The organism is Clostridium tyrobutyricum DSM 2637 = ATCC 25755 = JCM 11008, assembly GCF_000359585.1.
In the GTDB taxonomy this organism is placed as follows: domain Bacteria; phylum Bacillota; class Clostridia; order Clostridiales; family Clostridiaceae; genus Clostridium_B; species Clostridium_B tyrobutyricum.
The window spans coordinates 58,126-70,910 of record NZ_APMH01000019.1 but is presented as its reverse complement, the minus strand read 5'-3'; the positions used below and the strand labels follow the sequence as shown (position 1 = coordinate 70,910).

Here is a 12,785-nt window from a genome sequence, read left to right as displayed (position 1 = left end):
TGTTATAACCACATTATACAAGGAGGAATAATTAATGGATAATATTAAAAAACTTACTTATGCAGGGCTTTTAACAGCACTTGCAATTGTAATTCCAACAGCCTTTGGATTTTTAAAAATTCAATTGGGACCATTTACTGCCACAATTGCAGCACATGTTCCAATGTTTTTATCAATGTTTCTAGGACCGGTGCCAGCAGTAATTGTAGGGGTAGGATCTGCACTTGGATTTTTGATAACCAGCCCGGCAGTAATTGCAGCTAGGGCATGTAGTCATATTTTTGTTGGATTTCTTGGTGCTGTCCTGTTAAAGAAAGGATTTGGATTTAAAACTGTAATTGCTTTTACAGCGCCTATTCATGCTGTACTTGAAGCTTTGTTTGTGATGCCTTTTGGATTCACAATGTATAAAGTACTTGTTGTAGTAGGAGTAGGTACTATTGCTCATCATACTGTAGATGGTGTTATAGCTTTTATACTTTTATCTACTCTGACAAAAACATTAAAGGTGAACTTGAGGAAAGCTTAATTAAAATATAGATAATTTTAATAGGGCAGTGCAGATTTTGCACTGCCCTATTTTTAAAGCCTTGACATATATACAGCTTAAATATAAAATTTAAATTTGTATAATGTTTAGAAACATTTGAATATATTCATTGCAAAAGGGGGTCTGTGTTGTGTCGATAAAAGATGAAGATATGGTATTTGAAGTTCAGCACCTGGAAGAAACTAAAAGTTGGATACAGAATCAAATTGAAAATATAAGTATGGATGATAAAAAGCTGAAAAGTGGTATAGATAATCTTAGAAAACAGCTAAAAGGAAAATATAATGAAGAACTTGAAACAAAAGAAAAATTATATAATATAACTCATCAAAACTTGGAAAAGTATATGGAAAGTTTTGAGCAACCCTATTTTGGAAGAATAAATTTCAGGGAATATAAAAGAGATGAAGAAAGTTTTTATATAGGGAAATTCGGCCTCGGGGATATAAGAGATGGGGATGAAAAAGTAATTGACTGGCGTTCACCATTGGCTGATTTATACTATAGTGGAACTTTTGGAGATGCTTTTTATAGAGCACCAATGGGAATAGTAAGCGGAAAATTAAGCCTTAAAAGAAAATTCCTCATAAGAAATAGTGAACTTAAAGATGCATTTGATGATGGAATAAACGATATTATGCTCAGATCATCTGATGAGAAAGGCAATTCTTTAACAGATGAATTCTTAAAAATAAATTTGGAAGAAAGTATAAGTACAAAACTTAAGGATGTAGTTGCAACTATACAAAAAGAACAAAATGATATAATAAGAACAGAAAAAAATATATCTCTTATAGTTCAAGGATCAGCTGGATCGGGAAAAACTACAGTAGCTCTTCATAGACTGGCATATCTTTTATATAAGTATAAGGATAAATTAGAAGGGAAAAATATTCTTGTAATAGCACCTAATGAGCTTTTCCTGGATTATATATCGGAAGTACTTCCAGATTTAGGAGTAAGTGATGTTAAACAGAGTACTTTTGAACAAATAAGTATGAATATATTAGGTATTAAGAACAAAATACTTACAAAAGATAAAAAATTATCATATTTAGTAGAGGAATCAGATATAGAAAATAAATCCCTCGTAATTAAAAGTAGTAGTTTAAAAGGGAGTATATTGTATAAGAGTTTTTTGGATGGCTATATAAAGTATATGGAGGAGCAGGATTCTAATATAGATGATATAAAAGTAGACAATTACATAATGTTTAAACAAGATGAAATAAAAAGATTGTACTTAAAGGATATGATAAATTTTCCTATAAATAGGAGAAAGGATGAAATAAAAAGGTATTTTAAATTAAAAATAGATGATAAGATAAAATTTATTATGGATAAAGTTGATTTTTCCTATGCTTATTTAGTATCGAGAATTAAAAGTGCTATGGAAGATGGAGAGGAAAGAAGGAAGAAACTTAGAGAAATATATAGTGAAAGAGACGATAAGAAAAAGAGAGTATGTATTGATGCAAAGAAATCTTTTGAAGTGTATTTTGATACTTGGAAGGGTGTCAGTACTGAAAGCAAGTATAGTGACTTTTTAAATAGTGATTATATGTTTAAAAAATTTGTAGATGGAAAAGTCAGTAAAGATGCCTGGAACTTTATTAGAGATGAATTCAATAAGAATGCTAAGGAAAATATAATAGATAGTGATGATTTAGCATCTTTATTATATTTGAAGTTTAAAATAGAAGGTATATCTGAAAAATTCAAATATAAGCATATAGTTATAGATGAAGCTCAGGATTACAGTGAATTTCAATTTTCTGTGTTTAGGGAAATGGCATATAATAATTCTATGACTATAGTTGGTGATATTGGTCAGGAAATATACTATTATAAAGGCATTTCAAACTGGGAAAGCTTGACTGAAAATGTATTTAAGGAAAATTTTAAATATGTAGGACTAAGTAAGAGTTACAGGTCTACAATTGAAATAATGGAATTTGCCAATAGAGTATTAAAACTTCAGAAGAACAATTTGAAGCCAGCCGTCCCCATTTTGAGGCATGGTGAAAAACCTGAAATATTTAAATTTAAAACCAATAGGGATTTTGCACAAAGATTAGATGAAATAGTGTTTAAAGTCAAACACAATAATAAAAAGAGTATAGCAGTTATAGGAAGAAATTATAAGCAGTGTAAAAAAATAAAGGATTATTTGAGAAAATACAGCAATTATGATTGGAGATTAATAAAAGAAAATGATAAGAACTTAGAATTGGATTGTATAATAATACCATCATATATGACAAAAGGGTTGGAATTTGACTGTAGTGTAATATACAATTGCAATGAGGAAAATTATGTAAATAATGAATTGGATAAAAAGATATTGTATGTAGCTTTAACGAGAGCACTTCATTTTGAATTTATATTTTATTCCGGGAACATTTCGAATCTTATTATGAATGATAAATAATATTTACTTGAAGTTTTTATAATGTTATTATTGGAATAAAACTGATGAATTTTTATTTATTATAAGATATATAGTGATCTTTAGATGCTTATTGTGATTAAAAAGAAATAAAGTAGTGCAATAAGTCATAAAATGTACTTACACTGCTAATTAGACATTTTTTGTTGCTGATATTTTAATATAAGTTCATCTAATTCCATACTGCACTTTACTATTTTTTTATCTGTTAAATTATTACTAGTTTTCATTAGCTCATATAAAACGGATTTTAATTGGTTTATTTCTAGATTTAGGTTATTTAAGTTTTTCTCCATCACAATTACCTCATAATTTAAATTTAGTTATCTCTATATATTTTAACAGATAATAAATAATTAAACATATATTTTATAAGTCAATAAAATACAGATTATTACAAGAAAAAACATAATTTCTGTAGATAAGATGTGGACTATTCTGTGGAAAAAATGTGGAAAAACATAAAAACATGTCTTTATATATTGATATAAAAGACAATGGAAAAAAATGTAAACGCAAAATATTGTCAAAAACTTTTTTGCATATAATAAATATACGATCATATATTTACTTCTCAATTTTATACTTGTAGTTTTATACTTTCTTTATACTATTGTGCTATAATAAATACCATAAATAGAGGATATTCAGGAGGAAGAGATTTGATAGAAGATAAATTAATAGACAGAATAAATACACTATATGCTAAAAGCAAAAGTGTTGGACTTACAGGACAAGAAAAAATGGAACAGGAAAAACTTAGAAAAGAATATTTAAATAATATAAAAACAAACTTTAGAGCCCAACTAGATAATATAACAAAATCATCGGATAAAACAGCTTTGGACTAGGGGGCGAAAAAATGACTGTAACAGTTAAAGATATGATAAAAGATTTAAAACTGGAAATTTTAAATGAAGGTAAAAGGGTAAATCAAGTTAAAGTAAGTGATATAAACAGACCCGGACTTCAATTTAGTGGATTTTATAATTATTATGCCAATGAAAGAGTACAAGTAGTAGGAAAAGCAGAGTGGAGTTTTTTAGATGCTATGCAGCCAGATTTAAGACAAAAAAGGTTAAAGAAATATTTTGAGTTTGATAACCCATGCACTATAATAACTAGAAATCTAGAACCTCATGGAGAACTTTTACAAAGTGCACGTGAATATGATAGATGGATACTTAGGACTGAGAGTGTATCTACAAGATTTATAAATAAACTTATGAATTATCTTGACTATAAATTGGCACCGGAGACTAGACTTCATGGAGTATTGGTAGACGTATATGGTGTTGGGATGTTAATAACAGGTGAAAGTGGTATAGGTAAAAGTGAAACAGCACTTGAACTTATAAAGAGAGGACATAGACTTGTTGCAGATGATGCAGTGGATATAAAAGAAATAGATGGAGAATTACATGGAAAATCTCCCTATATAACTTCAGGAATGATTGAAGTTAGAGGAATGGGAATAATAGATATATCAGCTCTTTATGGACTGAGTTCAGTCTTAAAGAGTAAAATAATTCATTTAGTAGTTTATATAGAGCAGTGGAAAGAATCCCAAAATTACGATAGATTAGGAGTAGATAAACAGTATATTAATATTTTAAATGTGCCACTAAGAAAATTGACACTTCCAATAAGACCGGGAAGAAATTTAGCTGTTATAATAGAGGCAGCTGCAGCAAATTATAGGTATGGCCTTATGACTGATGTTACTCCAGTAGATATAATAAGTAGAAGAATGAATCAAGTTGAGAAGAAGAGGAAAATATTAGAAGATGATGAATAAGAAAGATATTAGAAAAGACATACTATCAATTAGGGATTCACTAAGTGATAGTCAGCGTGAAGCATTGAACAATAAAATATTTGATAAAGTTATAAACAGTTCAGAATATAAACGTGCTAAATGTATATTTGTATTTGTAAGTTATAGAAGTGAAGTTAATACTCATGGAATAATAAAACATGCTCTGTCATCTGGAAAAATAGTTTGTGTACCTAAAATAATATCTAAAGATGAAGGAATGAAAGCAGTGAGAATAGAAAAGTTTAGTGAATTGGTTCCAGGAGCTTTTAATATACTGGAACCTATAAGTACATATAAAAAAATAGATGAAACTTTTATAGACTTAACATATGTTCCAGGAGTTGCTTTTGATAGACATGGAGGTAGAGTTGGATATGGGGGAGGATATTATGACAGATTTTTAAAAAAACTAAAAAAAGATTCTGAAAAGATAGCTATCTGCTATAATTTTCAATTGTTGGATGAAGTACCTAGGGAAAATCATGATGTGTCAATTTATAAAATAATAACTGATTAAATATCCTAACTTCTGCACAAAATAAATATTATAATTATTTTTAAAATTAATTATGCATCTATGGTGGTGTTACTATGAGAATAATTGATATAGATAATAATTTTATAAATGTTGATTGTGAAGAAGATTTAAAAGATAATAAATATTGGATAATGGCAGATGTAAGTGAAATCGAGAGTTTAAATAAATTTATAAATATTGACAATGAGAGTATAGAAGATTGTAAGAGTTTCTCTCAAACTTCTAAAATAAGTTTTTTTAATGAATATATTTTCGTTATCTTTAATGTATTGAGTTGGCAAAATGATATAGTAACTTCAAGAGATTTAAATGTATTTCTAAGTAAAAAGTATATAATAACAGTTTATAGAGATAGTATGGGAATTTTAAATGATTTGATAGATGATATAAGAGATTCAAAAAATTGTTATGTTTTAAAAGATAAGCCTGCTGTAGATATGTTGTTGTACTATATATTGGATAGAATAATTATAAGAAATTATGATGTTATATCGAAATTGGAGGCCAGTGCAGACAAGATAGAAATAAATATTTTAAAAGATGCAGAAAAAGAGCAGTTATATCACCTTATAACTTTAAGGAGACAGGTGTATAAGGTTAGAAAATATTTAAATCCTTTAAGATACATAGGAGATAGTCTGTCATTAAATGATAATTTGATAATAGAAACGGAAAATATAGCTTATTTTATAGGCTTGAATAAAAAAATAGAGAAACTTATGTTGTCTCTTGAAAGTCTAGTTCAGGATTTAGCACTTGTAAGAGAGGCTTTTGAGTCTGAAACTGCCAATAAGACAAACGAGCTTATGAAAGTTTTTACTGTAATTACAAGTGTATTTCTTCCACTGAATTTAATTACCAGTATGTATGGTATGAACTTAAAAGGAATTCCATTTATAGATTTGGAAAATGGATGCCATTATGTGGTTATATTTATGATATGTATAGCAGTTTTCTTGATATTTGTGTTTAAAAAGAATAAATGGATATAGCCTCTATTAATACTTAGTTTAATTGGAAACTATATCCTTATTTATATAGTTAAATAGATTTATATCTTTTTTTAATAATTCTTTTGGATAGTAAATCTCCGATTATTTGTACTAGTTCTACTAAAATTACCAATATAACAACAGTTGATATCATATAGCTAGTTTCAAATCTTTCATATCCGTATCTTAGAGCGACACTTCCAAGTCCCCCGGCACCTATTGCCCCGGCTAAAGTAGTACTCCCAATTATGGATATTGTACATAGAGTATAGCTTCTTATAAGAGATGGAAGAGCTTCAGGAATCAATACTTTAGTTATTATAGCTATTTCCGTTGTTCCCATGCTTATAGCAGCCTCTATTTTTCCATGTTCTACTTCTTTTATGCTATTTTCAATCATTCTCCCTAAAAATGGAGACAATCCTATAACTAATGGAACTATTGCAGCATTTGTACCAATGGTCGTACCTACGATTAGCCTGGATAGAGGAAGCAATACTACTATTAAAATCATTGTAGGGAATGATCTTATAATATTTATTATGGTTCCAAATACTTTATTGAATTTAAGAGATTCTAATATATTTCCCTTTTCTGTTACTACTAAGAGTATTCCCAAGATAGTTCCAAAAATAAAAGTAAATATACATGTAATTACAGACATATATATGGTCTCTCCAAGTGCTTTTTCAAGTACTATTAACATTTCATCGGTCATATTCCAGCACCTTCTTTCCATGTAGTAGTTTGAAAGCTGTTTGTTATATCAATGAACTTTTTAGCTGTATTGCTTTTAGGATTTAAAAATAAGCTTTTAGTAGAACCACTTTCAGTTATTACTCCTTTTTCGAGTACAGCCACATTGTTACAGCAGTATCTAACTACATCCAGTTCATGGGTGATTAATAATATTGTTAAATTAAGCTTCTTATTTATATTTTTTAAAAGTTCTAAAATCGAATAGGTTGTAAGTGGATCCAATGCAGAAGTTGCCTCATCACTTAAGAGAACATCAGGATTATTAGCTAGAGCTCGAGCTATGCCTACTCTTTGTTTTTGACCACCGCTTAATTGAGCTGGATAGGCATATCTTTTATTGGATAATTCTACAAGATCCAATATTTCATCTACTCTAGTTTTTATCTTATCCTTAGGATATTTTGCAACTTTTAATGGAAAAGCTATGTTTTCGAATACTGTTTTTGAGTCAAACAAATTAAATTGTTGAAATATCATTCCTATTTTTTTTCTTGCATCTTTTAATTCTTTTTTATTTAAAGAAGTAATTTCTTTATTTCCGATTTCTATTGTTCCTTCATCAGGTTTTTCTAGAAGATTTAAACATCTTATCATAGTAGATTTACCTGCTCCACTGAAGCCGATTATTCCAAATATATCTCCTTTTTCAATTTTAAGGTTGATGCCTTTTAAAACATCAACCCTTCCATAAGGAGTGTTAAATTTCTTACTTAAATTTTTAATGGTTATCAAAGTAAAAACCTCCTAATTTTTAAAATGCCGGAACTACTGAACCTTTATATTTTTCTTTAATAAATTTTTTCACATCATCTGATTGAAGTGCTTTAACTAATTTCTTTATAGCATCCCTATTTTCATCACCTTTTCTTACTACAATTATGTTTGCATAAGGTGAATCTTTATCTTCTTTAAATAATGCACTGTTAGGATCTATCTTTGATTGAAGTACTATATTTGTATTTATTATTCCACCATCAATATCAGGAAGTGATCTTGGTATCTGGTATGCATCCAGTTCTTCAATTTTTAAATGTTTTGGGTTTTCAGCAATATCGTTGATAGTAGCACTTTTATTAGAAACTGTATTTTTCACTTTTATTAATCCCTGTTTTTGTAATAATAATAATGCCCTGTATTCATTTGAAGCATCATTAGGTATAGCTATAGTTGCTCCATCTTTTAAGTCATTTATAGATTTGATCTTTTTAGAATAAAATCCAATAGGTTCAACGTGGATATTGCCAACTGATGAGAAATCAAATCCTTTTTCACTGGCAACTGAATCCAAATATGGTTTATGCTGAAAATAATTGGCATCAATTTGTTTATCTTTAAGCGCAGGATTTAATTGCGCTGAATCATCAAAAATGATAACATCTAAATTTATGCCTTCTGCTTTTAGTGTTGGTTTTATATGATTTAAAATTTCTGCATGTGGAGTTGCGACAGCTCCTATTTTTAAAGTTTTTGAATCTGAAGTCTCTGTATTTTTACTTTTACAGCCTGTAAAAATGCCTCCCAATAAAATTATACAGAATAGTAAAGTAACAATTTTTTTCTTCATAATAGACACCCCTCATAATATTTATATTAAAAAAGAGACCAGATTATAGGCATAAAACACCTATAACCCGGTCTCTAGTTTTTCTAGTCAACCTGGAAAATATAAAAAATATAAAATTTTACATAAAAACAAAGTTCTTCATAAAAGACAGACGTAAGAAGAACTCTACTTACTTCCCATCTTCAAGGATAATCCTACTGGAATTAGCACCATTAAATGTATTAGGTTGCCGGGCGTCATAGGGCCAGTCCCTCAGCCTCTCTTGATAGAAAGATCTTAATTTTTGATTGTATCATGAAGTATAGCAAACTTGTCCTAAGTTGTCAATATAAATATTTTGCATCAATATTTAAAATACTGTAAATATTGGTTTTTTTGTGATAGAATATAATCATTAATTAAAGCAGAGGATATTTATAGTTAGGAGATGTGACAAATGGCAAAAGACTTACAGAAGAAATATGACTATGCTTGGGATAAATATTCAAAGGATGACTTTAAAGCACTTTTTAAAATATCAGATGAGTATAAGGCTTTTATGTCAAAATGTAAAACTGAAAGGGAATGTACTCGAGAATTTATAAAAAGAGCGGAAGTTAAGGGATATAAAAATATAGAAGAACTTATAAAAAGCAACACCAAACTGAATCCTGGAGACAAGGTATATGCCAACAACAAGGATAAGACTTTGGCTCTTTTTGTAATAGGGTCAAAAGATATACAAGAAGGTATGAGGATATTAGGTGCCCATATAGATTCACCTAGGCTTGATTTAAAACAAAATCCACTTTATGAAGATACGGATCTTGCCCTCTTTGATACTCACTATTATGGTGGAATAAAAAAATATCAATGGGTTACATTACCACTTGCAATTCACGGTATAGTAATAAAAAAAGATGGTACTAAAGTAGATATAGTAATTGGAGAAGATGAAGATGACCCCGTAGTAGGTATATCTGATTTGCTAATACACCTTTCTGCCGACCAGATGGCTAAAAAGGCAGCTAAGGTTATAGAGGGAGAAGATTTAAACATATTGGTAGGAAGTATCCCTGTGAAAGATAAAGATGTAAAGAATAGAGTAAAACAAAATATACTTAAGATACTCAATAAAAAATATAGTATTGAAGAAGAAGATTTTGTATCCGCAGAAATTGAAGTGGTTCCAGCTGGCAAGGCAAGAGATTATGGAATTGACAAGAGTATGGTAATGGCTTATGGGCATGATGACAAGATATGTGCCTATACATCCTTTGATGCCATGATGAAAATAAAAAATCCTGATAAAACCTGTGTTACACTTTTAGTGGATAAGGAAGAAATAGGAAGCGTAGGAGCTACTGGAATGCAATCCAGATTCTTTGAAAATACAGTTGCAGAATTAATAGATCTTATTGGAGACTATAGTGACTTGAAATTGAGGCGTGCATTGACCAATTCCAAGATGCTTTCATCGGATGTAAGCGCTGCATTTGATCCTAATTATCCATCTGTAATGGAGAAAAACAATGCAGCTTATTTTGGAAAAGGAGTAGTATTTAACAAGTACACAGGAGCTAGAGGAAAGTCAGGATGTAATGATGCAAATCCAGAATTCATTGCTGAGATAAGGAAAGTAATGGATGATAACAATGTATCATGGCAGACATCTGAACTCGGTAAAGTGGATCAGGGCGGCGGTGGAACTATAGCATATATACTTGCAGAGTATAATATGCAAGTAATAGATTGTGGTATAGCGCTCCATAATATGCATGCACCATGGGAAGTTGCCAGTAAAGCTGATATTTATGAAGCCGTAAAAGGATATAAGGCATTTTTAAATGAGATATAGTAATTAGTTGTAATATAGAGAGGGAATGAGGATAGATTTGTGTAAAAACAAATATATCCTCATATTCCTTATACATGTTTCTTACTTTCCTGAATCTTTTCATTCAACTCATTTAAATAGGCCCATCGATCCATTTTTTCGTCTAGTGTTTTTTCTAAAACAGATTTTTCTTTCAAAAGATCTTCAAGAAGCATATAGTTGGATCCGGCATTTTTTATCTCAGATTCTTTTTCACATATACTTTTTTCCAAAGATTCAATTACTTCATCTATTTTGTTGAATTCAAGTTGTTCTTTATATGAAAATTTTAAAGTCTTCCTACTCTGTTGTTTATAATTCTTTTTTTCAGTGTTATTTTTAGCAGTATCTTTTTCTAAATGTATCTGTTTTTCTTTTTGCATTTTTCTAAAATATGAGTAATTACTTGTATATTGGTTTATTTCACCTTTACCTTCAAATGCAAATATTTTGTTGACTATTTTGTCAAGAAAATATCTATCGTGGGATACTGCAATGACAGCACCATTAAAATTTTCAAGGTAATCTTCAAGAATTGTAAGTGTCTCTATATCAAGATCATTTGTAGGTTCATCAAGTAAAAGTACATTAGGATATTCCATAAGTACTTTTAAAAGATAAAGTCTTCTTCTTTCACCACCTGAAAGTTTTCCTAAAGGAGTCCATTGCACTGAAGGCTCAAATAAAAATTTTTCAAGTATATTCGATGAATTTATTTTTTCACCTTCAGAAGTTTTAGCATATTCCGATGTACCTCTTATATATTCGATTACTCTTTGTTTCATATCCATATTTGAGATCCCTTGAGAATAGTATCCTACTTTAACTGTTTGCCCTATATCTATATTTCCACTATCAGGTAGTATATCTCCATTTAAAATATTCATTAATGTAGATTTTCCACTTCCATTAGATCCTATTATTCCTATTCTATCATTATTTAATATATTATAAGAAAAATTTTTGATCAATGTTTTTTCTCCAAAACTTTTACTTATATTATCGATATTGATTACTTTCTTTCCCAATCTTGAACTTTGAATGTCAATGTCAAATTTTGAATTGTTTATGGCTGATTTTTGATTGGTCAGATCTTCAAATCTCTGTATTCGTGCCTTCTGTTTTGTACTTCTTGCTTTTGCACCACGTCTTATCCACGCAAGTTCTTTCTTTATAAGGCTTTCTCTTTTTCTCTCATTGTTAGTTTCCATTTCAAGTCTCTCAGCTTTTTTTTCAAGGAAAGTACTGTAATTTCCCAAGTAGCTGTACAGTTTTCCACAATCAAGTTCCAGCATTTTATTAGTAATCTTATCTAAAAAAAATCTATCATGGGTTACCATAATGAGTGCACCACTGCGTTTATTTAAAAATTCCTCCAACCATTCTATAGTTTCATCATCAAGATGATTAGTAGGTTCATCAAGTATTAAAATATTTGCTGGGGTTATAAGACAAGATGCAAGGGATACTCTTTTTTTCTGTCCACCTGATAGTGTAGATATTTTTGCATTAAAATCAGTAATTCCCAGCTTGGTCAGTATAGTTTTAGCTTGACTTTCCAGTTCCCACGCATTTTCGGATTCTATTTTTGTATTGAGAGCAAAAAGTTTATTTTGTAGTTTTACATCATCAGGCCTTTCTTTAATCAACTTAATAGTAGTTTCATATTCTCTTAAAAGCTCCATGACAGGAGAACCGCTTTTGAAAATTTGTTCAATTACTGTTGATTGCCTGCTATTATTGAAATCGGAATTTTGAGGAAGATATCCTATTATAGATTTATTGGATTTAACAATATCACCAGTGTCTGGCACTTCAATACCTGCAATTACTTTTAAAAATGTTGATTTACCCGTACCATTTACACCGATTATTCCTATTTTATCACCATCATTTATCCCCAGAGATATATTATCAAACAGTATTTTTTCACTGTAACTTTTACTTATATTTTCTACAGTTAGTAAATTCATTTATACACATCCTATTCTTTGACAAGTAAAGTCTAATCTATTATAACATGGGTAAAAAATAAATGTGATATATTAATTAGCCTGTTTAGAAATCTTTACAAAAGATATAGTATATTATATTGTATCATAATAAATCACTGTTCAAAAAATACACAGACAATTTCACTGATTTTGTTCGAAAAATGAACAAAAATGCAATAGGTGTAAACGAAATCATTTAAAATGCACACTTTAGATTTTGGCATGTATATTGCTATATAAATATATAACACATGAAAAATTATAA

12 protein-coding genes and 1 riboswitch are annotated in these 12,785 nt (G+C 29.4%); of the genes, 7 read left to right on the top strand and 5 right to left on the bottom strand.

Annotated elements, in window-relative coordinates:
- Positions 1–34 precede the first annotated feature (34 nt).
- Both J418_RS0109285 and helD read left to right on the top strand, forming a co-directional pair.
- Complete coding sequence (locus J418_RS0109285; protein WP_017750559.1) at positions 35–529, top strand: hypothetical protein; 495 nt, start codon at positions 35–37, stop codon at positions 527–529.
- Between the two features lie 151 nt (positions 530–680).
- Entirely contained in the window at positions 681–2,981 is a 2,301-nt protein-coding gene (helD, locus tag J418_RS0109280) for an RNA polymerase recycling motor HelD (RefSeq protein ID WP_017750558.1), read from the top strand.
- Positions 2,982–3,127: 146 nt separating this feature from the next.
- Here the strand turns inward: helD and J418_RS16115 are convergent, their stop codons facing one another.
- Complete coding sequence (locus J418_RS16115; RefSeq protein ID WP_017750557.1) at positions 3,128–3,295, bottom strand: aspartyl-phosphate phosphatase Spo0E family protein; 168 nt, start codon at positions 3,293–3,295, stop codon at positions 3,128–3,130.
- Between the two features lie 366 nt (positions 3,296–3,661).
- On the opposite strand from J418_RS16115, the gene J418_RS0109270 reads away from it, so the two are divergent.
- The 4 genes from J418_RS0109270 to J418_RS0109255 all read left to right on the top strand — a co-directional run bounded on the left by J418_RS0109270 (position 3,662) and on the right by J418_RS0109255 (position 6,348).
- Complete coding sequence (locus J418_RS0109270) at positions 3,662–3,850, top strand: DUF896 domain-containing protein (RefSeq protein WP_017750556.1); 189 nt, start codon at positions 3,662–3,664, stop codon at positions 3,848–3,850.
- Between the two features lie 11 nt (positions 3,851–3,861).
- Positions 3,862–4,797, top strand: a complete 936-nt coding sequence (hprK, locus tag J418_RS0109265; protein ID WP_017750555.1) for an HPr(Ser) kinase/phosphatase — start codon at positions 3,862–3,864, stop codon at positions 4,795–4,797.
- Positions 4,787–5,335 (top strand): 5-formyltetrahydrofolate cyclo-ligase, encoded by a 549-nt coding sequence (locus J418_RS0109260; protein WP_017750554.1) that lies wholly within the window; start codon positions 4,787–4,789, stop codon positions 5,333–5,335. The genes hprK and J418_RS0109260 overlap by 11 nt, the downstream gene beginning before the upstream one ends.
- Before the next feature lie 74 nt (positions 5,336–5,409).
- Complete coding sequence (locus J418_RS0109255; protein ID WP_017750553.1) at positions 5,410–6,348, top strand: magnesium transporter CorA family protein; 939 nt, start codon at positions 5,410–5,412, stop codon at positions 6,346–6,348.
- A gap of 49 nt (positions 6,349–6,397) precedes the next feature.
- On the opposite strand, the gene J418_RS0109250 is transcribed toward J418_RS0109255, so the two are convergent.
- The 3 genes from J418_RS0109250 to J418_RS0109240 are packed head-to-tail and all read right to left on the bottom strand — an operon-like array spanning position 6,398 to position 8,671.
- Entirely contained in the window at positions 6,398–7,066 is a 669-nt protein-coding gene (locus J418_RS0109250) for a methionine ABC transporter permease (protein ID WP_017750552.1), read from the bottom strand.
- Positions 7,063–7,839, bottom strand: coding sequence for a methionine ABC transporter ATP-binding protein (locus J418_RS0109245; protein WP_017895431.1), 777 nt, complete (start codon positions 7,837–7,839; stop codon positions 7,063–7,065). Before J418_RS0109245 ends, J418_RS0109250 begins: the two co-directional genes overlap by 4 nt.
- A 19-nt stretch (positions 7,840–7,858) precedes the next feature.
- A complete protein-coding gene (locus tag J418_RS0109240) occupies positions 7,859–8,671 on the bottom strand; it encodes a MetQ/NlpA family ABC transporter substrate-binding protein (protein WP_017750550.1) in 813 nt (270 codons plus the stop codon).
- 173 nt (positions 8,672–8,844) lie between these two features.
- Positions 8,845–8,943, bottom strand: a riboswitch (SAM riboswitch).
- Between the two features lie 164 nt (positions 8,944–9,107).
- Here J418_RS0109240 and J418_RS0109235 point away from each other — a divergent pair.
- Complete coding sequence (locus tag J418_RS0109235; protein WP_017895430.1) at positions 9,108–10,508, top strand: aminopeptidase; 1,401 nt, start codon at positions 9,108–9,110, stop codon at positions 10,506–10,508.
- A 68-nt stretch (positions 10,509–10,576) separates the two neighbouring features.
- Here J418_RS0109235 and J418_RS0109230 read toward each other — a convergent pair whose 3' ends face one another.
- The gene (locus J418_RS0109230) at positions 10,577–12,499 is read right to left on the bottom strand and encodes an ABC-F family ATP-binding cassette domain-containing protein (protein WP_017895429.1); all 1,923 of its coding nucleotides are present in this window, start codon (positions 12,497–12,499) and stop codon (positions 10,577–10,579) included.
- Positions 12,500–12,785: the final 286 nt, after the last annotated feature.

Coding starts and splice junctions, on each gene's coding strand:
- J418_RS0109235 (WP_017895430.1), top strand. CDS start 9,108: ATGGCAAAAGACTTACAGAAGAAATATGACTATGCTTGGGATAAATAT.
- J418_RS0109255 (WP_017750553.1), top strand. CDS start 5,410: ATGAGAATAATTGATATAGATAATAATTTTATAAATGTTGATTGTGAA.
- J418_RS0109240 (WP_017750550.1), bottom strand. CDS start 8,671: ATGAAGAAAAAAATTGTTACTTTACTATTCTGTATAATTTTATTGGGA.
- J418_RS16115 (WP_017750557.1), bottom strand. CDS start 3,295: ATGGAGAAAAACTTAAATAACCTAAATCTAGAAATAAACCAATTAAAA.
- J418_RS0109285 (WP_017750559.1), top strand. CDS start 35: ATGGATAATATTAAAAAACTTACTTATGCAGGGCTTTTAACAGCACTT.
- hprK (WP_017750555.1), top strand. CDS start 3,862: ATGACTGTAACAGTTAAAGATATGATAAAAGATTTAAAACTGGAAATT.
- J418_RS0109230 (WP_017895429.1), bottom strand. CDS start 12,499: ATGAATTTACTAACTGTAGAAAATATAAGTAAAAGTTACAGTGAAAAA.
- J418_RS0109250 (WP_017750552.1), bottom strand. CDS start 7,066: ATGACCGATGAAATGTTAATAGTACTTGAAAAAGCACTTGGAGAGACC.
- J418_RS0109260 (WP_017750554.1), top strand. CDS start 4,787: ATGATGAATAAGAAAGATATTAGAAAAGACATACTATCAATTAGGGAT.